Origin of the sequence: Neolewinella persica DSM 23188 (assembly GCF_000373105.1) — a bacterium.
Classification (GTDB): domain Bacteria; phylum Bacteroidota; class Bacteroidia; order Chitinophagales; family Saprospiraceae; genus Neolewinella; species Neolewinella persica.
The window spans coordinates 1-20,740 of the sequence record NZ_KB890448.1; the positions used below are offsets into that span (position 1 = coordinate 1).

General features: G+C 50.7%; 13 protein-coding genes. 5 read left to right on the forward strand and 8 right to left on the reverse strand.

Translation table 11 applies throughout. From position 1 onward, the window contains the following. Positions 1-231: 231 nt before the first annotated feature. Positions 232-900 (reverse strand): YggS family pyridoxal phosphate-dependent enzyme, encoded by a 669-nt coding sequence (locus B036_RS0120165; RefSeq protein WP_044103314.1) that lies wholly within the window; start codon positions 898-900, stop codon positions 232-234. A 127-nt stretch (positions 901-1,027) separates the two neighbouring features. Here B036_RS0120165 and B036_RS0120170 point away from each other — a divergent pair, with 127 nt between their 5' ends. Further along, positions 1,028-1,207 (forward strand): hypothetical protein, encoded by a 180-nt coding sequence (locus tag B036_RS0120170; RefSeq protein WP_020570547.1) that lies wholly within the window; start codon positions 1,028-1,030, stop codon positions 1,205-1,207. A gap of 223 nt (positions 1,208-1,430) precedes the next feature. Continuing rightward, positions 1,431-2,738 carry a DEAD/DEAH box helicase gene (locus tag B036_RS0120175; protein ID WP_020570548.1) on the forward strand — a complete coding sequence of 436 codons (1,308 nt, stop codon included), beginning with the start codon at positions 1,431-1,433 and terminating at the stop codon, positions 2,736-2,738. On the opposite strand, the gene B036_RS0120180 is transcribed toward B036_RS0120175, so the two are convergent. Then, on the reverse strand, positions 2,719-4,692 hold the full coding sequence (locus tag B036_RS0120180) for a sensor histidine kinase (protein WP_083926267.1): 1,974 nt from the start codon (positions 4,690-4,692) through the stop codon (positions 2,719-2,721). The two genes, B036_RS0120175 and B036_RS0120180, sit on opposite strands and share 20 nt — an antisense overlap. Positions 4,693-4,812: 120 nt before the next feature. Then, the gene (locus tag B036_RS0120185) at positions 4,813-6,774 is read right to left on the reverse strand and encodes a serine hydrolase domain-containing protein (protein WP_020570550.1); all 1,962 of its coding nucleotides are present in this window, start codon (positions 6,772-6,774) and stop codon (positions 4,813-4,815) included. A gap of 564 nt (positions 6,775-7,338) precedes the next feature. Here B036_RS0120185 and B036_RS0120195 point away from each other — a divergent pair. After that, positions 7,339-8,664 (forward strand): DNA recombination protein RmuC, encoded by a 1,326-nt coding sequence (locus tag B036_RS0120195; RefSeq protein ID WP_020570552.1) that lies wholly within the window; start codon positions 7,339-7,341, stop codon positions 8,662-8,664. A gap of 57 nt (positions 8,665-8,721) precedes the next feature. Here the strand turns inward: B036_RS0120195 and B036_RS0120200 are convergent, their stop codons facing one another. Then, the gene (locus B036_RS0120200) at positions 8,722-14,334 is read right to left on the reverse strand and encodes a T9SS type B sorting domain-containing protein (RefSeq protein ID WP_026232163.1); all 5,613 of its coding nucleotides are present in this window, start codon (positions 14,332-14,334) and stop codon (positions 8,722-8,724) included. 374 nt (positions 14,335-14,708) lie between these two features. Between B036_RS0120200 and B036_RS0120205 the strand changes: the two genes are divergently transcribed. Beyond that, complete coding sequence (locus B036_RS0120205; protein ID WP_020570554.1) at positions 14,709-15,425, forward strand: SDR family oxidoreductase; 717 nt, start codon at positions 14,709-14,711, stop codon at positions 15,423-15,425. A gap of 31 nt (positions 15,426-15,456) precedes the next feature. Here B036_RS0120205 and B036_RS0120210 read toward each other — a convergent pair whose 3' ends face one another. Next, on the reverse strand, positions 15,457-16,455 hold the full coding sequence (locus B036_RS0120210; RefSeq protein ID WP_020570555.1) for a sugar phosphate nucleotidyltransferase: 999 nt from the start codon (positions 16,453-16,455) through the stop codon (positions 15,457-15,459). Next, positions 16,452-16,745: a hypothetical protein gene (locus tag B036_RS0120215; RefSeq protein ID WP_020570556.1), complete on the reverse strand. Its 294-nt coding sequence runs from the start codon at positions 16,743-16,745 to the stop codon at positions 16,452-16,454. Before B036_RS0120215 ends, B036_RS0120210 begins: the two co-directional genes overlap by 4 nt. A 301-nt stretch (positions 16,746-17,046) precedes the next feature. Here B036_RS0120215 and B036_RS0120220 point away from each other — a divergent pair, with 301 nt between their 5' ends. Further along, entirely contained in the window at positions 17,047-19,251 is a 2,205-nt protein-coding gene (locus B036_RS0120220) for a clostripain-related cysteine peptidase (protein WP_020570557.1), read from the forward strand. A gap of 435 nt (positions 19,252-19,686) precedes the next feature. On the opposite strand, the gene B036_RS33715 is transcribed toward B036_RS0120220, so the two are convergent. Together B036_RS33715 and B036_RS30290 are read right to left on the reverse strand one after the other, a co-directional pair. After that, the gene (locus B036_RS33715; RefSeq protein WP_020570558.1) at positions 19,687-19,983 is read right to left on the reverse strand and encodes a hypothetical protein; all 297 of its coding nucleotides are present in this window, start codon (positions 19,981-19,983) and stop codon (positions 19,687-19,689) included. A 230-nt stretch (positions 19,984-20,213) separates the two neighbouring features. Next, the gene (locus B036_RS30290) at positions 20,214-20,585 is read right to left on the reverse strand and encodes a heavy-metal-associated domain-containing protein (RefSeq protein ID WP_020570559.1); all 372 of its coding nucleotides are present in this window, start codon (positions 20,583-20,585) and stop codon (positions 20,214-20,216) included. Positions 20,586-20,740 lie beyond the last annotated feature (155 nt).

A 20,740-nucleotide genomic window follows, 5' to 3' on the forward strand; every position in this document is an offset into this window, starting at 1 on the left:
AAAGTATAACCATTAAGGCACTAAGAGGCATTAAGTTCTACACTAAGTACCAGGCTAAAACGGGTGGGACCATTAAGGCAGTCGGCAGGTCGGGGCTGGGTCCTGCGGAATTGAAACGTAGCTACCTGGCGAAATACAGTGCTTTTTTCTTGCGTTTTTATCCTTCCCTGTTGGGGACCGCGCCTGCGGCGCGACAAGGATCATTGCACCTGCGGCCCCGCCCCAAAGCCATCACCTGTCCCCAAAGAGTAAGCTTCCCACCCGAACCAGCGTACTGCCCTGCGCCAACGCAAGCGGGTAGTCACCAGACATCCCCATGCTGATTTCCCGGAAGCTATCCTCCTGAGAAAAGTGCGCCGACTTTAAGCTTGAAAAAGTATCCGAAAGCAGCTTGAACTCACCGACTACCTGCTCCTCATTATCGGTATAAGTAGCCATGCCCATTACGCCCACCAGCGCAACGGAGGGCGCTGGCGTATTGGCCAACTCGTTGAAAAAAGCTGTGGCTTGCTGCGGATCGAAACCGTATTTACTCTCCTCCTCCGCAATATGAAACTGCAGTAATGCGGGAATGATCCGATCATTTTCTGCCGCCCTCTTATTAATCTCGCGCAGTAATCTCAGGCTATCCACCGCGTGGATCAGGTGGATGAACGGCGCAATCTCTCTAACCTTATTGCGTTGCAAATGCCCGATAAAGTGCCAGCGGATATCCTTGGGTAAAGCGTTGTGTTTCTCCACTAATTCTGCTACCCGGTTCTCTCCAAAATCGCGATGGCCCAGCTCATACAAAGTCATAATGTCCTCCTTGGGTTTAGTCTTGGACACCGCGACTAATCGGGCGTTGCAGGCATCGACCTTTTGCATAAGGCTGTGATAGGCGGAAACGTTGACGGACATGTTTATGATTTTAATAACGGGTTGTTGAGATTTCTTTGGCAACTAATGTATGATACCCCATTGTTGTTTCGTTAAGTCAATGCCTTATATAGACTTTTTATCCCATTCGCTGAAACAACCTGAAACGATGTACAACTACCAGACCGCAAAAAATGACCGTCGCCGTCGTCAAAAAGCCCGCTTCATCACCGCGCTCATTACCCTGATGCTCATTGCGGCAGCAGCTTATTCTTTTGGTGCTTTTGACCAACTGCTGGCTCCAGACACGCTGCAACCAGTGATTGCTGGCACGGTAAATAATGCCTAAGTCTACTCCTCTTTTCACAATAGTTATTGTCAGTACTGCAGTCACGCCAACTCTGCCTTGGTAAGGATAAGTACTGATTCTGCCACCGACGTTACCAAAAAAACGCGCAGCGTTTTAAACAACGCTCCCCGGTGAAGAGGGTTGAGAGTGGTTTCTTACGATTCCAACAGGCGACGAGCACTATAGCCCATAGCCAGCAAAATTCAAGGTGTATCTTCGCGCCATGAAATCGCAATCCGACATCCTGGCGAAGCTGGGAATAGCCGCGCTGAATCAAATGCAGCAGGAGGCCCGCAAAGCCATACTTCACGGTCCGGAGGTAGTTCTCCTCTCTCCGACCGGAACCGGCAAGACGCTGGCATTCCTACTACCGATCATTCACGAGTTGAGCCCGAAGGAAACTGAGGTACAGGTAATGATTTTGGTGCCCAGCCGCGAACTCGCGATGCAGATCGAACAGGTGATGCGGGAAATGGGTAGCGGTTACCGGGTTGCGTCTGTTTATGGCGGGCGTCCTGGCTCCAAGGAACGGGACAGTCTGAAAAACCCTCCGGCGGTACTCATCGGTACGCCCGGCCGGGTAGCGGATCATTTGCGGCGGGAGGCCTTCAGCGTCAAAAAGATCAGAACCCTGATTCTTGACGAGTTTGATAAATCGTTGGAAACCGGCTTTGAAAAGGAGATGAAGGAAATCATCCGTTCACTGCCTTTCCTCAGAAAGAAGGTACTGACTTCGGCGACCAACGAAGTTGCCGTCCCCGATTTTGTCGGCCTGCAGGATCCGCTAACCATTAACTACCTCGGTACCCGGAGCAGCCAATTGACGCTTGTCGAAGTGATCGCGGAAGAAAAAGATAAACTCCAGGCGCTGGAAAAAGTATTGGGTGAAACCGGTATTGGGCGGGGCATCATCTTTTGCAACGTAAAGGGAACCTTGCGTTTTGTAGGGGACTTCCTGGACAGCCGGGGGATTGATTACGGCGTTTTCATGGGTGGGCTGGAACAAACTGAACGTGAGCGCGCGTTGATCAAGTTCCGCAACGGTACGCACCGGATCCTTTTATCCACTGACCTGGCCGCCCGGGGTATCGACGTTCCGGAACTGGATTTCATCATTCATTATCAACTCCCCAATAAGGAAGCCGAATTTACCCACCGAAACGGGCGTACTGCACGAATGCACGCCAATGGTACTTCCTACCTCCTTCGGTGGACGGGGTATCCCCTACCCGACTACGTAACTGACGCCGAAGAAATGGTCATGCCGTTAGAACCACGGCCCGTACAGAACAGTAAATGGGCTACGCTATTCGTTTCTGGCGGCAGAAAGGATAAAATCTCAAAAGGTGACCTGGCCGGCATGTTTTTCAAACAGGGCGGATTGGAAAAAGGGGAGCTGGGCGTAATTGAGCTATTGGACGATTGTGCCTTTATCGGCGTTCCTAAAGTCAAAGTGGAATCCTTAATTGCCTTGCTGAACAATTCCAAGGTCAAGAAACGGAAGGTCCGGGTCAGCCTTTTAGGGGAATAACCAACTCTGTACGGACACCGGACACTCCGGCCTCCTGGTCAGCACGGTTTCGGATATCGATACGACCGCCTTTCCCCAGGCGCCGGCGCGTAATGTCGACCCCCTGGGATCGGTGGCCGTTGTCTGGCTTATTACCCGCATGCATGCCCATTCCATCATCCTCGATAATGCAGTGCAGCGACTCGAGGCGCTCATCGTAATTAAGGTAAATATCAATTCTTCCAGCCCCGTTTTTTGGTGCAATACCATGCCAAATGGCATTCTCCACGAAAGGCTGCAGAACTAAAGGAGGAACGTCCAAAAGTTCCATTTCAACCTCCGGAGAAACATGAATGGCGTAGCTCAGCATTTCTCCCATCCGGAGTTGTTCCAGGTCGAGATAGATCCGTAGGGTCTCCAACTCTTCGTGCAGGCTGATGGAAGCCTGTCCGGTTTGCTCCAGGATACGGCGGACCAACTGGCTGAACATGCCCAGGTACTCGTTACCCAACTCGAAGCGTTTCCCGGAGAAAAAGCTCTGGATGGCGTTCAGAGAATTGAAGATGAAGTGAGGATTCATCTGGGCACGCAGGAGGCTGTAACGAAGTTCTGCTTGCTGTTGCCGAAACTCTAACTCCTTCCTTTGCCGGCGGGAGCGCAAGTACAATAAGAGCAAGCTACTAAGCGCCAGCAGGCTTACTAAACCAAGTGCAACAAGCCGGTTACGGTCGGCGCGGCGCTCGGCTTCGTAGAGGGATAATTCGGACTCCGCTAATTCCCGTTTAATCCGCTCCGTATCAAATTTTACGCTCAGTTCCTCTATCCGCTCGTGATGCTGCGAGGCCTTGAGGCTATCCCTGATGAGTTGGCCGGACCTCCAATATTTATAGGATTGCTCATAATTTCCCAGTGAGGCGTTTATTTCGGCAAGACCGGTATAAATTTCTTCCACCACTTCCACCTGTTCCGTTTCACTGAAAAAGGGCAGTACTATTTCAAAGTAGCGCTTACTTTCCTCTAATTTGCTATTGCTCTCCTTCAGGTTATTTTCCCCCTCAGCAAGTTTACCTAATCCTAAAGAAGACTTAGCCAGACCGTAATATTCTGCCATCAATTTTGTAGGCGGGCTGTTTCGTTTTTTTCCCAACGCCAGCCCCAGCTGTAACAGATCGTAGGCTTCCTGATATTCCTTATTGTTGTAATGAAATTCCGCCGCATTATTATAGAACATTCCGTAAGTCGCAGGTCGATTCACTACGGGTAATATGTCCTTGAATTTTTCCAGATAAACGCGTGCGCTGTCCTGTTGTGCCATCGCACTATAAGCAGTCATGCTCAGATCATAAAGCGAAGCTAATAATCGCCATTCTTTCTCTTTGACTGCCACTGGAATTGTTTCCCGGACGATGTCCGGTATCAGGGCAAAAACATCACATTGGCGCAAAGATCCACAGTACCTAATACGGGTTTTCAGAAGGAGGCTGGAGGGCGTTTCCCCTAATCGAGTCAGTGAATCCGCTGCGGCAAAATGTCCAATCGCATCAGGACAGCTGCCGTACCTCCCCAGGTAGTAACCAAAATCGACATGCAGATTGATCATGCCAAGACGGGCCTGGGCCCGTTCGGCGTAGAACATCGCCGTATCATAAAGTAGCTTATGGTTTTCATCAAACCCCGTTATCAGTTTATCAAACATGATGCGAGAGTAAGCCTTAGAGATTAGGGTATCACTCTCCAATATTTTTGCAATCCGTAAAGCTTCTGCACTCAGTACGGCCGAAGTATCAAAACGCCCAAGAGAAGACATCTGGTACGAAAGTTCCATCAAATCCAACGCCTTCACCCGGCTATCTTCCGTAGTAGCTACCACCTTAGCCCGAATGCTGTCCAACCTGTCCATAAAATCCTGAGGCTGCCCCTGTACATCATCAAAAGGAAGAAGGAAGAAGATAACCAATACTAGTCTATAGCACATATACTTAAGCTTAGGCCTGCAAAATGCAACCTAAAACCTTAGCCCCACGAAACCGATGATTAATTGGCGGACTTCACTTATTAACTGGTATATTCAGAGGGTAAGAAAACGCACAAAAAACTATAACGTCACCTCCCATGAATTCAAGGCACGGTACACTGAACGGTGTACTTTACCCCTGATCTGCATCTTGCCAAAGCGTTCGTTTCCCGGATCGGGGTGGACACGATTGGTAAGCAAAACGAACACCAAATCGTTTTCCGGATCGGCCCAAACCGAGGTTCCGGAAAAGCCGAGGTGACCAAAGGTTTGCGCTGAGGCACCGGCATTAACCACATTCTGCCAACCTCCGGCTAGCCGGTCAAACCCAAGCGCCCGGTAGTTGAAGCGGTTTTTACCGGTAAACAGGGCCACTGTTTCCGGCTGAAGCAGCTGCTTACCTGCATACTCACCTTCATCATTAAATAATTGGAACAGCCGGCCTAGGTCGTAAGCGTTGGAGAACAGGCCTGCGTGGCCCGCTACGCCGCCAAGGAGAGCAGCTCCTTCGTCATGGACGTATCCCCGTAGTAAACCACCCCGCATCCACTTGTCAACCACCGTAGGTACCAGGCGTTCCATCGGGAATTTGCCGGCTGGGCGAAAGCCCAGCTTCCCTAAGCCAAGTGGTTCGTAAAATTCCCGCACAAGCAAATCTTCCATACTTTCACCGGCTACTTCTTCAACGATCAACTGGAGCAGATAAAAATTCAAATCGCTGTACTTGTACACCTGCCGTTTAGTTCGGCCGATCTTGCCCGTCAGGTTTTTGCGCACCGTTGCCGGCACCTTACTGTCCAGCCAACGATCGGGGCCCACGGGCACCGTGAAGTCATCTCTGACCTCATCCGCAACAAACTGCTTACCGATAAGACCAGTCAAAGGAATCTCAGATTGCAAACCGGTATGATGTGCTAATAGCCTTTCTATTTTGTACCGGCCAATCATTTTTCCTTTAAGCTCAGGCAGGTAATCCCTGACCTGAGCATCCAGCTTGATCTTTCCTTCCTCATAAAGCTTCATCACCGCGAGCGTAGTAGCGGCGGCTTTGGTGATCGACGCTAAGTCGTAGAGGTCAGCCGGCGTTACTTGCTGCTTACGGTACATCTGATGTCCGTAGGCTTTTTCATAAATGACCTGTCCATCTTTCATTACCAGCAGTTGCGCTCCCGGCATGGCGCGGTAGCGGATGCCACGGTTAATGTGGTAATCTGCATTTTCCAGTTTGTAGCGGTCTACGCCCAGCAATTCGGGCAATCGGAAGCCAGCCCGGTAAGGTTCCAGGCGGTAGCCTTCGCCAGCGGCGAAAGACAGCGTGGTCGTTTTCAACCTGCCATCGATCAGTTCTGCACCAAATATTGCCTGAGCAAGGAAAGCTTCACTCTCCTTGCTGCGCAGGGGCGTGTTAATTACTGACCACGACTGCGGGACCCCAACGACCAATGCCGGATCGCCGAAGTGAATCAGCGTTACATCAGCACCATCAATGCCAAAAAGGGCGTGGTACCAGTCAGCATTAAAGGACGACTGACCTACCGGATCGTCGGTAACGATTACGGTGGGTAAATCGAGTCCGATAGGGAAAGCATTTTCGATTATTTTATCGAAGGGGACTTCCTGCACGTTCGCAAATCGGCGGGCCATGGCAATCATCTTTTCCGGACGTTGATCATGCCGGTAAACGATGCGGATGGCGGGAACGAAACGAAAGGGCAGTTTGTTTCCAGGGCGGGTTAGCAATACCGTTTCACGGAGCAGGCGGTTATGCCGCTCCAGGTCACTTGCCGGATCGAACGACTCATACGGCCAGGCTGATTTTATGGCCAGTGTATCCGCATCAGCGATCTCATTGAGCAGAAGACCAGTGGGGCTCGTGCGCAGGCTGTCCAGCTGTTCGTCGGACCACTCTACGGTAGCCTCCGGTTCTGGAGCGAAGAAACTCGCGAACCAATCAACTATTTGATCGGTCCAACTCGCCGCCTGAACGGGAGCAGATACCAATAACAGCAGTGCAGTAAGCAAAGATAAAAGGGAAAATTTCATTTAGTCTGGGGTATAAGAGACGGGCTTGGGGCTAATCCCATAGGGTATGGAACGAAACGCAGTTTTCATTAGGGTATTGCGTTCTTCACGTAGTCTTATGAAACCTTTAGCAGCCAATTTTTCACAAGTATTTTTAGCTTCGCGGCTTACTTCGGAGGTGGGCGGGGCCGCAGGTGCAACAATTGGTAATGAGGCAGTTGCCATACCAATGGCTTTTTTTTAACGGGCGCAAAGTTACGGCTTTCAGCGTTAAGACACTTAAAACTGGAAAATCCCCTATTCATCAGGACAGGGTGTTTCTAACCCTCACCTATTTGTGTTGACGAAAGTGTGAAGATTATTGGATAAAAAATGCAGCCAGGCACGGGAACGCTGGGTTGAGCGCCTGTGGTGCAATATTGAAGGTTATGAACGCGCCACAGGTATTCAACCCAATGCGTAGCTTAATTAGGTGCATGAAAGGTCGATTGCTTAAAAAACTTTTTGTTTATATTTGTAACTAAGAGAACTTTTACAGCTCCCCCTGTTGCTTAATCCCAATCCCCCGCACCTGCGACCGCGCCCATGACAACAACCAGCCTTTCCTTGCTCTTCTTGCTCGCCTTCCTTACCGGGGGGCTGATCACCTGGTTGGTCGTCCAACTGCGATTACGAAATACGTTCCTTCCCATGGAGGAGGTTGAAAAAGGCTTCATCCGTCGCGAGCTCCACGAGCAACTTCGTAGAGAAGCAGACCTGCACTATGAGAACCTGCAAGAAAAAAGCACGGCAGAAAACCTCCTGGGCAACGAGTTAGCAACCGCCCGTACCGAGCTGCGGCACCTGCAAGAAAAACTGTCTGGCCATCAGGCCGAAATGGAACGATTGCAAGCCACCAGCCTGGCACAATTTGAACAGACAGCGGATCGGTTGCTACAGGAAAAAGGCCAAAGGTTTACGGCGCAAAATGCCAGCCAATTAACCAATATCCTTAAACCGCTTCAAGAGAAGCTTCAGGGATTTGAGCAACAAGTTGAACGACGCTTTTTGGAAGAAACCCGTGATCGGGTATCCCTGCGACAAGAGATTAAACACCTCCAACAACTGAACTTGCAGATCAGTACGGAGGCCAATAACCTTGCCGGCGCCTTACGCGGCAATACCAAGACCCAGGGAGATTGGGGCGAATGGCAACTGCTGACCCTGCTGGAAGCCAGCGGCCTTCAGCAAGGCGTACATTTTGATGCTCAAAGTAGCTACCGTGATAGCGACGACCGGGTGAAACGGCCAGATTTTGTCATAAATCTGCCCGAAGGGAAGCACCTCATCATTGACTCCAAAGTATCCCTGACTGCCTACGATCGATACTGCGCCCTCGCACCCGAAGACCCCGACCGTCGCCTCCATGCGCAGGCGCACCTGCGTAGTCTGAAAAAGCACGTCACCGACCTGTCCGGCAAAAATTATACCCGTCTCTATCAAATCAGCAGCCCGGATTACCTCTTGCTCTTCGTACCTATCGAACCCGCCTTCGGACTTGCCCTGGCCACCGATCAGGGCATTTTCCTCGAAGCACTGGAACGTAACATTGTGATCGTTACCCCTTCTACCCTTCTGGCAACCTTGCGGACGGTCAGTTTCATCTGGAAGCAGGACAGCCAAAAAAAGAACGTTCTGGAGATCGCCCGCCAAAGTGGGCTGCTGTATGATGGCTTTGTCAGTTTCACCGAAGAGCTCAAAACCGTCGGAAAACAGCTTGACCGGGCACAATCTGCCTACGGTAACGCCCTCAAAAAACTCTCCACCGGTGGCACTTATGGTTCGACGCTGATCGGCAGGGCTGAGAAATTGCGAACACTGGGTGCCAAGACTAAGAAGCGCCTTCCTGCAGAGTTGTTGGAGGAAGAGTAGTGATCAGTATTTAATGTTAGCAATCAGATGTAGAGTGGTGTAACAAAACCCCATGCCCTATCGCATTAACACAAAATCTCCCTTCACCAAACGTTCCGATCCATCATTGAGTACAAGTATGGCCTGGTAAACGTAGACACCAACCTGTGCTGGTTGCCCATCCAGGTAACCATCCCATCCGTCGGGACCGTCGTGTAGCATGGTTCCCCATCGGTTGAAGATCTGGAAGGTGCGCACTTCGCGCACCCGGCCATTGAATTCAAGTTGGTAGACATCGTTTACGCCGTTCCCGTCGGGGCTGAAGGCTGTAGGTGCGTAAACCGGTAAGCGTTCGTCAACTTCAATGGAGACGGTTTGCGTAAATTCACATTGGGCGGTGGTACGCAGGTGCAGGACGTAGTTGGTGGAGCTCAGAGGTGCAGCTACCGTTGCCAGTTGATTGGGGGTGCTCAATCCGTTGGAAGGCGTCCACCAGGCCGAATCAAGGGGCAACTCAACGCGGGGATCAAGGAATACACTGTCTCCAATAAAAATGGTGGTATCCAGCGGCAGGTTGAAAGCTGGATCCAAGGTTCCTGGAACGAAGAAAGTCACCGATACGGAACAATCATCGGCGTCCTGGAAAGTAGCTCGGCGTAATCCTGGAGGGATAATGAAATCCGCTACGTTTTCCACCGGTAAAAAGAACTCTCCGTCGAGACTGACTTCATAAAAGCCTCCCCCTCCAAAGATGGTATCAATCTGAAGGCGACCACCATCTCCGGGGCATTCGCCGGGCAGGCCGGTTACCCGGGCGGTGAGGGGTTGCCGCGGATTCAACATAACCGAATCAACAAGGACACAGCCTTCTCCATCCGAGACGGTAACTACGTAGGTTCCGGCCAGGAGGTTCCGGTTCAGGCTATCGCTTGGTCCGTTGCTCCAGGAAATCCCGTAGGGGCTAGCCCCACCAGTGTAATTAACTACCGCCCTGCCAAGGGTATCCCGACAATAGTCTCCCGGATCCACCAGCACTTCCGTGGTTATGGCCAGATCATTAATCTCAACAGTTGAAGACCCGCTGACCTCGCCCGGACAGCCACCAATGCCGGAACTTACCAGGGTATAAGTGGTTGGTTCATCAGGGAAGAATCGAATCCGGTCGCCATTACGGACGTTATTTAGGGCAGTCGTATTCCCGCTGGCATCTCGCAGGATGCCGTTAATTCCTCCTGGCCCGTCGTAGGCAAAGCGCAGGTCTACCGAATCGCCGGGGCAAATGTCAAAATCTCCAAACAAGCGTAATTCTCCGGTACGACGGAAGGTATTATTTACGATGACCAGGGAATCGCAGCCGTTGGCCGCCATACCTGGGAAGCGGGCTACGCCTGCTGCCCGTTCGGCAGTAAAGAAGGTATCAGCGTAGAAAATGGTATCCCCAACACAGGCAGATTCCCCATAACGCCCTAAGAAGCTCGGTGCAATATCAAGCCTTACGTACACTACGCTGTCACACTGGCCCGGGCGGGGGTACCGTACTTCTCCTTCGGGGCGATTAGCGTCGAATACCTCTCCATTCTCTTCGTAGGGTGTTGCCGGGCAGGTAAAAACAATGCTGGTATCAGGAGCAGTTCCTGACTGGAAAGTAATGTCTACCTCGTAGAGCGTACCACACCTGCTTCCATCATCAACCACCAGAAAGGTGTCTGAAGGTGATATAGGATCAAAAAAGCGACCACCGATTTCGATGGGTGTGGGATCGCAGGTAACGTCAAAACGTCGGACGATGTCCGGGTCGGTGCCGATTGGCTGAAAGGTAATGTCGACCTCGTAAAGGGTTCCACACCTGCTTCCATCATTTACGACCAGGAAAGTGTCTGAGGGGGACATGGGGTCAAAAAAGCGACCGCCGATTTCAATGGGAGCCGGATCACACGTAACGTCAAAACGTTGGACGATATCCGGGTCGGTGCCAATTGGTTGAAAAGTGATGTCGACTTCAAAAAGCCGACCGCACTGACTTCCATCAGCTACCAGGAAAGTATCTGAGGGGGACATGGGGTCAAAAAAGCGACCGCCGATTTCAATGGGAGTCGGATCACACGTAACGTCAAACCGACTGGTGGTATCCGGGCTTAACACCTCCAAGTCGAAGGTTTCTGACGAAGCTGTAGAACAGTTATCATCCGCCACAGTACTGAAAACAACCCGAGCATTGTCTCCGGTAGTACCGTTGAAAGTGACCCAGGCGGTATCGTTGGCCATCGCTCCCGCAATAGTCCTGGGTACGGGAGGTTGCCCATTATAACTTACTGCATAGCTCACGACTATTGCCCCGGCTCCGGACACTGAAAAAGGAATGCCAATGCTGTCTGGGAGGCAAGCAGTCAGCATACGGTCCGGACCAAACGATATGGTTGGTACAACAAAGCTGACCGCAACGGTAAAGCTTGTATCGTATTCGCACCCCATTCCATCAGTTATCCGAACTGGGTAGTTACCGGGCATTGCAATGTCGACCATCGCCTGATCTGGCAAGGCAGGGTCTTGCCAATCAATGATGTAGGGAGATGTTCCTCCTGCAGGAACCAGTGCTATTCGTCCGGGCACGCTTCCACCACAGTAGATGCTGTCTATTGTTGCTACCGATGAGATAGAACACGTTTCTTGCTCGATACTTGTAAGGCACCCAGGGGACTGACAGCCATTAGCATCCGTGACCACCGCCAGGTAGTCCCCAAAGGCCATGTCCATAATCGTGGTCAATCCAGCCAGCAAACCAGGATAAGTTTGGTTCAAGCCGTTGGAGGTGAGGGTCATGGTGTATGGCGGAGCACCACCTGACAAGGTAAATTCAGCCGTTCCGGGAGTAGCCCCCATTACGGAGGTAGTTTGACCGCAGTTTATTGCCGGCGAACTCCCATCGGGTAGGAAAACAATGGCCGTGTCAAGGCAACCATTGGTGTCCATAATTTCAATTACGTAATCACCCGACGGTAAATCAACCTGACCATTACCTGCCGGCAGAATCCGGCCAGAGGTTACTTCCGGATAATCAATCCAGCGATAGTTATAGGGTGATGTTCCACCAGATGCCATAACCGTCAGGGAACCATCATTACCTCCATCACAGGTAGGGAGTGTCATTTGCTGATCCACTGCTGGCAGGGTCAGGTCGGGATCAGGAGGAGAGGTGATGGAAACTGGAATGGTATCAGTGTAGCATAAGATAGCATCGGCTAGAAACACGGCATAATTAGGCGCACCGAACGCGCCACTAAGTCCATCGAAAGTGACCATGGCCCCTACCGGCTGATTAACGAAACTTTCGATTTCAGCTCCAGTATCCAAATCGATCAAAACAACTTCATACGGAGGGGAACCTCCGCCCAGTAGCTCTATCGTAGCGCTGCCATCATCCTGGCAGGGCGATGTCATAAAGTTACCACCAATATTGAAGGTAATATCTCCAGGGTCCGTGACTACGATGGGGCCAGATTCCGCTAGACAACCACTCTGATCTGAGATGGAGACGGAATATACTCCCGGCATAAGCGGTCCGGCCTCTTGTTGGTCATTATATATTGTCATGTCACCCGGTCCCGACCAAACGGTAGTTATGCGTCCATCGTTTCCGGCAATGGTTAGTCTGATGACGGTATTATCAGTCCCTGAACAGTCATTTGCCAGTTGTGTTACGTCTACGATGGTTAGCGGGCAGAGAGTGTTGACAATAGTACTCATACAGGAGGAGGAGCGTCCATCTGCTCCGGTGACGGTAAAAGTGTAGGTGCCAGCGGCAAGATTACGGAAGACGTGGTCTCCTGTCTGACGGCCGGGAAAATCGGTGCTTCCACCAGCATCCGTCAGAGTAATCGTGAAGGGGCTGATCCCGCCAGAAATATTGACGTTGATACTCCCAAGAATACCAGCTCCGTCAGCGTTGTTTCTTACCCGGCAGATCAAACTGATGGGCGGACTTGCCGGTATCTCCAGGGTACAAGGCTCGCTCGTACACCCGTCTGCATCAATGGCCGTAAAAGTATAGTTGCCCTCAGATAATCCCGTAAGGTCAAACATTGCTCCGTTAACCACCACTGTACCTGCGGCCGCGCCCGAATAGCTCAACTGGAAAGGAGGATTCCCCCCCGCAAACGAAATACGCGCAATTCCATCGTCCGCCATTGGAGTTGTAACGGCCTGTTCAACCGCACAAGAAATGGTGAGTGGATCTCCTTCGGGTACTCTGGGACGCAAGCGATCTTCGCAGCCGTATCGGTCGGTAATGGTAACCCGATATTGTACGGGGGACAGCCCAGTACGCACATCCAGATCATTAAAGGCTTCGTTTCCCCAATCGTAAGAAAAAGGGCCAAAGCCCGCTGCGGTTAGTGTAATTGCACCATCATTGTTACCAGGACAGGACGTTTCAGTAATGGTGGCCATGCCCGTTGGGCCTACGATAAGTTCAAGCGGAATTTCAACGGCTGTCCCCGCACAATTTCCCAGTCCTGCGATGGCGAAGACGCTGGTGGCCGAAGTAGAAAATGCGGTTATATCGTTAATTTGTGAGGTTGCTGCAGCGTCCAAATACCAGGTGACTGGCGCACCGCCCCCCACTTCATTGTCGGACAGACTAAGGTTAAAAACACCCGTACCATCCCCTTCAGGATCGCAGCCACGAATAGGTTCAGCTGGCAACACGGCCTGGTTTGGGGTAGAAGGAAAGTTTACGAACAGCCTGCCTACGGTAACGCACAGATTATTCGAATAAATGATACGGGTGTACAGGGTATCAATCCGGTCCGTTGGCCCCGTATATTCCGTCAACTGATTCGTATTCACCTCTGCCTCTCCCGGTGAGCGATGAAAAGATATACTGAGGATCGAATTCGGGTAAATTTGCCGAAAAAGGTCTGTAGAAACGGGAGGATCAACCAACGCACCATAACCACATAAGCTAAAGGTTGTATCCAGTGGTGGGCAGGTCGCCGGGAGGACAGGTAAATCGCAATCCAGGTTGCCGGACTCACTGGGCCCAACCAGAAAATAAGTACCGTCATTGGGATTGATCTCCTGGGTGTTGTACGTAAAGCTCCTTAAACCACAGGGCGAAAACGCAGTGATCGTACGTAACGGGTCCCCAGCTCCAGGGCCATTTGCAAAGGCACCCGATGTTCGTTCACAGGCACTTTGAAGGATATAAACTGGTTGTGCGGAATTACAAATATTCGCAAAGTCCGTATCCAGCATGTCAGCAGTTACGGTTGTTCCCGTGATAAATACGACTATGATTGCGTTTGGCGGAATCACCCCTCCCGGTCCGAGCGGGATAACACCGGGGCAACCAGATAGCATCGTAACCGTCGGCTCCTTGAAGTCACACCCCAGAAACGCACCATTAAAGTCCCGGCCGAGGTCTGCATTGTCCGGGCCAAAACCATTAAACGGTAGATCAAAACCAATTTCAGTTACTGGAATCTCTACCAGGCCACTTCGCAGCACCAGAAACTCTGACTCAACGAGGAGACTACCACCATTCGGATTAGGATGCTCAACACAAGAGTTAATCATTGCCAGTTCCGGCGAGAGACACTGCCCGGTGAGTGCTTCCGGCAGTAGGAACAACAAGGTAAAAATAAGTAGTTGGCTCCCTGGTTGTGTCAGGAACCGAAACAAATTGGTAATCATGTTTTTGGGAGGCTACGGGGTGTGTTGTTCTTGAAACGCAAAAAACAAGTAGTAATTACTAATGTAGGTGGAAAAAGTCAGAACCACCCACAAGATAAGGAGAAGCTACGAATGACCGCCCACAGCAAACATAAAAACCAGTCATTCCGGTAATCCGGAATGACTGGCCAAAACAACACTTGAACAACACTTAGATTTTATCAGTACACAAATACGGCACCTGCACTAACGAAAAGGCGGACAGCTCGCACCTTAAAGCTTACGGCACTTTATTCGTATAGGCATAAGAACGCCCCCTCTTTTGTGTTCTCTAAAAACGGGAAAAGACTTCCAATAGTATCCAACTACTCTACCCTGATCTCCGTTAACGGGATATGAACACAATCAAATCTAAGACAGCCTACATTACGGGAGGCACAAAGGGAATCGGCTATAGCGTTGCCGAATCGATCATTAAAGAAGGTGGTAACGCCATTATTACCAGCCGGACGAAGACTGCTGCGGAGAAAGCCGCCAGTACCCTAAATGCCATGGGATACCCTGGTAAAGTAGTTGGAGTAGAAGCAGATGTTCGCTCCTTACCCAGTCAGATGGAAGCGGTGGCGGCAGGTAAAGCTGCTTTCGGCAGCATTGACATTGTGATCGCCAACGCCGGTGTAGGCCACTTTGCCCCCATTCAGGAATTGACCGCTGAGGAATGGAGTGAAACTATTGACATTAACCTTACGGGAGTTTTTAACACCGTTAAGGCGGGGCTGGACGAATTGATCGCGAATAAGGGCTATTTGTTTACCATTGCAAGTCTGGCCGGCACCAATTTTTTCGCAACGGGCTCCGCCTACAATGCGAGTAAATTCGGGTTGGTGGGCTTTACACAGGCCGTTATGCTCGACGTGCGCAGCCAGGGCGTCAAGGTCTCCACCATTATGCCGGGTAGTGTTTCAACTCACTTCAATGGGCATACTCCGTCGGAAAAAGATGCCTGGAAAATTCAACCGGAAGACATTGGACAAATGGTCGTCGACCTGTTAAAAATGCCGGCACGTACGCTGCCCAGCAAGGTGGAAGTTCGGCCAACAACCCCGAAGTAAGCCCGGAGGAATCAATGCAGAGCGCCTACCGCTAACCTCCGAAGTCGATTTCCGTATTATCCCCAATGTTCAGGCTTTGTCGCAGACCGCCGATACTGGCGTCGTTACCAACGACGGAATCACGCAGGACAATATCGTGGATGGTCGCAAATTCGCCAATGATGGAATCCGATACAATGGCGTGCTCTAGCTTGGTGTTGGCACCAAGGGTAACGTAGGGGCCGACGATGGAGTTGGAAATATCGCAATCGGGGCCAATGTGGACGGGGTGGATGATGATGCTGTTGTCGTACGGCGGTGGATCATCCGTTGCGAAGCCGTCCCGATCGAGGAAGGTGGCATTGGTTTTCAGGAGCACATCACGACGGCCGCAATCGAACCAGTTGTCCACGGCAATGGTGGAAAATTCGGTACCCCATTCGAGCATTCGGGCTAACGCATCCGTCAATGGGTATTCACCGATACTCCGCACCTCATTTTCGATATTATAGGTACAGGCTTCAATGAATTGTTCGACCTCGCGTACCTTATAGCAACCGACCATCGCCATATTCGATTTTGGAATTTTCGGCTTTTCCACGAGGGCACGGATGTTCCCATCAATATCGTGCTCCACGATGCCGAATTGGCGGGGTTCGTCAACTAACTGTACGCCAATACAGCTTGTTTTACTGGTTTTGAAAGCTTCGAGGTCGGCGTCGATAATGGCATCTCCGAAAAAAATGATCAGTTCATCAGCATCGGCGTAGTGGTCGCGGGCCAGCCAGATCGCGTGGGCGGAGCCCAGACGTTCCTCCTGAGTGACAAAGACGGTGTGTAAATTGGGGTAGGTCCGCTCAATATATTCCCGGATCTTTTCCCCGAGGTATCCGATAATGAAGACATATTCAGTGATGCCCAATTCGACGAGTCCATCAATGATGAAGCTGATGATGGGCTTACCCGCCACCGGAATCAGCGGCTTTGGCTGGGTGTAGGTCAACGGACGCAAACGCATACCGGTACCCGCAACAGGAATAATTGCTTTCATAGCCGCAAGATAAGCGTGCCGGGCGGATATTTAGCAGGCGCGGACGCAGGAGCAGGCTCCTCCCCCGAGGGATAAGTGGGAGGAGCAAGGCAATGGAAGCGTTTGTTTGCACCCACATCCCTTCCCTGCACCTGCGGCCCCGCCCTGAATATTCCTCCATCCTGCTGATCTGGCTCAAAACCATGCTGCTCACCTTCGAACTGGCCAAAATGATCAAAAACCGAACGAGTCGCCCCAGGTCCTTCGTGCTCCATTCTGGCCGTCGGGGTAGCTACGTTTTGCCTGCTCATTTATCGTGCGGCAAAGGTTTATCGGATGAGGTGGGAGCAGGAGGAAACGCCAATGGGGAAGTAGAGGATTATAGACATTCGTCCGGAATAGTATTGGATTGGTTTGTCCCCCCAAATTGTCATCCTACTGGGCCGCACTTGTCCCCCTACCAAGTCGCACTTGTCACCCTAACCAATGCTCGAATTTGGTCTCTTCAAAATTACTTTTGTTCTCCCTAAGTCAACAGCCTCTAATAGAGGTTTTGGGGCCTTGCTGTCCAAGGTCGGATTCGTTCTTATCAACTCAAGAAATTCTTTTTGTATGAAACAGTTTTACTTTACTTTATTGCTTGCGTTTGCGTTTGTCCTGCCACGACAGGGATTTGCACAGCAAGCTCCTAAGCCCTGGACTTTCCTGGTCTACTTAGTGGGTGCTGACCTGGAAAGCAGGTCTAATGCTGCAACAAGAGACATCAATGAAATGCTTGCTGTCACCAACACCAGCAACGTTAATGTGATTGTCCTGACTGGTGGAGCCAACAAAGATGATTGGCGGGACATTCGCGCCTACCAAATGGCCAATGGCGTCCAGACTCGCATTCCCTACACCCCAGTAGGCACCGATATGGCCAACCCCCAGAACCTCACCAATTTCGTCAACTGGGCCACCCAGAATTACCCCGCCCAGAAATACGGCATCTCGCTTTGGAACCACGGTGCAGATATTCGCGGCTTCGGTTTTGACGAATTGAGTGGAAATAATTTTACTATTCCTACCTTAAAATCAGCATTCGCAGCCAGCACCTTTATTCAGGGTGGCGGCAAATTTGAGGTACTCGGCTTCGATGCCTGCCTTATGGCGACGATTGAGGTAGCCCAGTCGCTACAGGCGTTCGGCAAATACATGGTAGTTTCGGAGGAGACGGAACCCGGTCACGGCTGGGACTATACGCCAATTGTCCAGGCCATGCAAAATGGTTCTGTTACCGACGGCGCTTCTTTAGGCCGCGTCATCGTGGATGGATTTCATGCACAAGCAGCTCTTTTCAACACCAAAGGGGTTACGTTATCTGTGCTTGATATGAGCGGAGTAGACTTTTTGGTCACCCAACTAGAAGCCTTATTCCAGAGGATAGGACAAGAAAACAAGATCAGAGGCTTACAACGCGCTCGCGGAAAATCCCAGGAGTTTTCCGTAAATATTACCAGACCTGAATTCTCAGAGGACATGGTTGACATTGGTGACCTATTGAATAAATTACTGATCGAAGAACCCGACCTGGGTGGTGAAATTTTCTTTGCACAGATCGGTATATCTTCCACGATCAATTACGAGCGCCACGACAACACCCGTCCGAATGCAACTGGTATGACCATGTATTTACCGCATAACAAACTGGGTAACGACTTATATCTAAATTATTCATTGAACTCTCAGTACAACCCAATTGATTTTTCAACGGACATAAAAGGGTTCCTAACCAATACTTACGTTCCGACCGCCAAAATGGACCGTACCCCTCCTTCTGCAGCTGTGGTTAACGGTTTGTTCGAACCGGGTGGGGGAACCAGCCAGGGCCGCAGCAGTGCGGATGTATTCAGTGGTATCCGCATTACCGACCCTGAAGACCTGGAGCAGATCCAAATTGTTTTGCTGGAAGCCTTCGAGGGTAACCCCGATGAATACATTATCCTTGGCAGCACCTATCCCGATACCTTCGCGCTGGAAACGGATGGCTCGGAAACCTATGGTTACCACTGGGACGAGGCATGGTTGGGCATCAATGGATTCCCCGCCTATATCGCTGATCTGCAGTACTTCGAGTACGAGGACGATAACGGGGATCTGGTGGCCTTTACGCAAATTCAGATTCCAGCACTCCTTAACCCTACCGAAGATTCAATTGGCCAGGAGGTGATCATGACCTACGCGTATGATGATGATTTCAACATCACGCTACAGAGTATCATTCCTACCAGTACCGGAGCGGACACGGCCCTAATTACCGCCAAAGAACGGATTACGCTAGTACCTGGAGATATCATTCAGTTGACCTACGAAAGTTTCAACGACGTGACGGATGAAGAGTTCTTCGTCATCAATGACGATGCCGTCTTCACCATCGAGACGGGTGACGAAGACCTGGAACTGGAATACTACCAATTGGAAGCGGGCGACTATTTCCTGGGCTATATTCTGACTGACCATTCCCAGAATGATACTACTATTTTCGACAGCCGCACCTTCATAGTCGAATCTTTAGCTACCAAGCCGAATTTTATCGATAACGGAATTGAAATGTTCCCTAACCCCGCGAACCAAGTGCTGACTATCGAGAACACAAACTTTAACGGTCAGCCTTACCAAATTAGCTTGTACGACCTGATGGGACGTCAGGTTTACGCGGGTACTTTTAACCAACCGGTCGCGCAAATAACGACTTCAACTATAGCGAGCGGATACTATGCGGTCAAGCTATCGGTGGGCAACCGTGTTTTCAGCGATCGGGTTATTCTCCGCCACTAGAAAAGGAGCTATTAAGTTCTGTTGATCTCAGGCCCCACATTTTAGCTTATAGCTAAAATTAAGGACCTGATCATTAATGACTTACAAGTATGGCTAGATGTGGTTCACGCAGTGGACCACGTCTAGCCATTTTTTTTATAAAGCCAGGTTCAAATTACTGAATGTTTCCAAGCATGCTGTCTGGTCATCAGAAGGTGGCATTAGTTTTCAGGAGGACATTCCGTCGTCCACAGTTAACCAATTGTCAACGGTGATGGAAGCGTTTGTTTGCACCCACATCCCTTCCCTGCACCTGCGGCCCCGCCCATATATACCACACCAGGAACCATACAGGGGAAGATCCGCTGATCGAAATCGGAATCCTCTAATTTTAGTTAGTTCCCCGTCTGCCTTCGCCGGCCGGGAAGCATCGGTACCTGACAGCGCACCAGGGCATCATTTTGCCACCCATTCCTCGCCCTGATACGTCCAACCTCCCTTAACTTTCTTCCACTTGCCAGGAACGTACTTAAACCCAGGCCGTTTTTTTACTTCCCGTGCCGGCAGGTAAGTATAAGCACCGTCTTTGATGGCCCAACCAGCCTTCGTCATCATACAGCAATTACCTGGTTGGGGTAATTCCCGCTTGGCAAAAGCAGCGGGCACTTCTGGGCGTTCTTTCACGACCAGCTGTGCCGAAGCCGTTGCCAGCGTGAATAGGAAGAGACAAGCGGTAATAATTGATTTGAGCATGGCAGCAAAAGGGGATAAGCAGTCAGAAAAATTCCGGAGGATAAAATTAGGTGATGATGGTATAACCTTTGAGAAAGCAAGGATATTTTCCAGGGCATGTCCTTTGAATTGCCCCAATGATAATTTGTTACCCCAAAAAAGCAAGTACCTTTTCGTGGCAAAGAAAAATCCCACCCCCAAATCAATGTTCGGGGGTGGGATATTTTTTTGTGCTAAAAACGGTAGGAAATCTACTCGACTACTTTTTTAGCACAACAGGCACCTGCAGCTTCCTTAGCGCAGGCTTCCTTAGGCTTACAACAAGCGGCGAGCGCTTCCTGTGCCTTTGGGCGGGCGGGTACGTCGTCAGCATTGTAGCCCGTGTTGGCGATGGCCTGACGCAGCGTAGCAGCATCGAGTACCTTGTCGTCATACTTGATTTTCACCTTCTTGGTGACCAGGTCAAGTTCGGCCGACTTCACCCCTTCAAGAGCCGTAAGGCTGGCCTCGATACTGGTCTTGCACATGCCACAAATAGCATTGGTTTGAATGATGATTTTTTCTGTTGGTGCTGCCATGGCGATAAAGCCGAAAAGAGCAACGAAAAGGATTAATTGACGCATGGGTATTTGAAATTTATGGTTAAAGATAAGAAGAGTTTAGAAAAAATGTAAAAGAAGCTTACTGATTAAGAGGAGTTTAACGGGTCGCTGCGCTCAGGTTGCAGGTTGCAGGTTGCAGGATTCGCTGCGCTCAGGTTGCAGGTTGCAGGTTGCAG

Coding starts and splice junctions, on each gene's coding strand:
- B036_RS0120165 (WP_044103314.1), bottom strand. CDS start 900: ATGTCCGTCAACGTTTCCGCCTATCACAGCCTTATGCAAAAGGTCGAT.
- B036_RS0120170 (WP_020570547.1), top strand. CDS start 1,028: ATGTACAACTACCAGACCGCAAAAAATGACCGTCGCCGTCGTCAAAAA.
- B036_RS0120175 (WP_020570548.1), top strand. CDS start 1,431: ATGAAATCGCAATCCGACATCCTGGCGAAGCTGGGAATAGCCGCGCTG.
- B036_RS0120180 (WP_083926267.1), bottom strand. CDS start 4,692: ATGTGCTATAGACTAGTATTGGTTATCTTCTTCCTTCTTCCTTTTGAT.
- B036_RS0120185 (WP_020570550.1), bottom strand. CDS start 6,774: ATGAAATTTTCCCTTTTATCTTTGCTTACTGCACTGCTGTTATTGGTA.
- B036_RS0120195 (WP_020570552.1), top strand. CDS start 7,339: ATGACAACAACCAGCCTTTCCTTGCTCTTCTTGCTCGCCTTCCTTACC.
- B036_RS0120200 (WP_026232163.1), bottom strand. CDS start 14,334: ATGATTACCAATTTGTTTCGGTTCCTGACACAACCAGGGAGCCAACTA.
- B036_RS0120205 (WP_020570554.1), top strand. CDS start 14,709: ATGAACACAATCAAATCTAAGACAGCCTACATTACGGGAGGCACAAAG.
- B036_RS0120210 (WP_020570555.1), bottom strand. CDS start 16,455: ATGAAAGCAATTATTCCTGTTGCGGGTACCGGTATGCGTTTGCGTCCG.
- B036_RS0120215 (WP_020570556.1), bottom strand. CDS start 16,745: ATGAGCAGGCAAAACGTAGCTACCCCGACGGCCAGAATGGAGCACGAA.
- B036_RS0120220 (WP_020570557.1), top strand. CDS start 17,047: ATGAAACAGTTTTACTTTACTTTATTGCTTGCGTTTGCGTTTGTCCTG.
- B036_RS33715 (WP_020570558.1), bottom strand. CDS start 19,983: ATGCTCAAATCAATTATTACCGCTTGTCTCTTCCTATTCACGCTGGCA.
- B036_RS30290 (WP_020570559.1), bottom strand. CDS start 20,585: ATGCGTCAATTAATCCTTTTCGTTGCTCTTTTCGGCTTTATCGCCATG.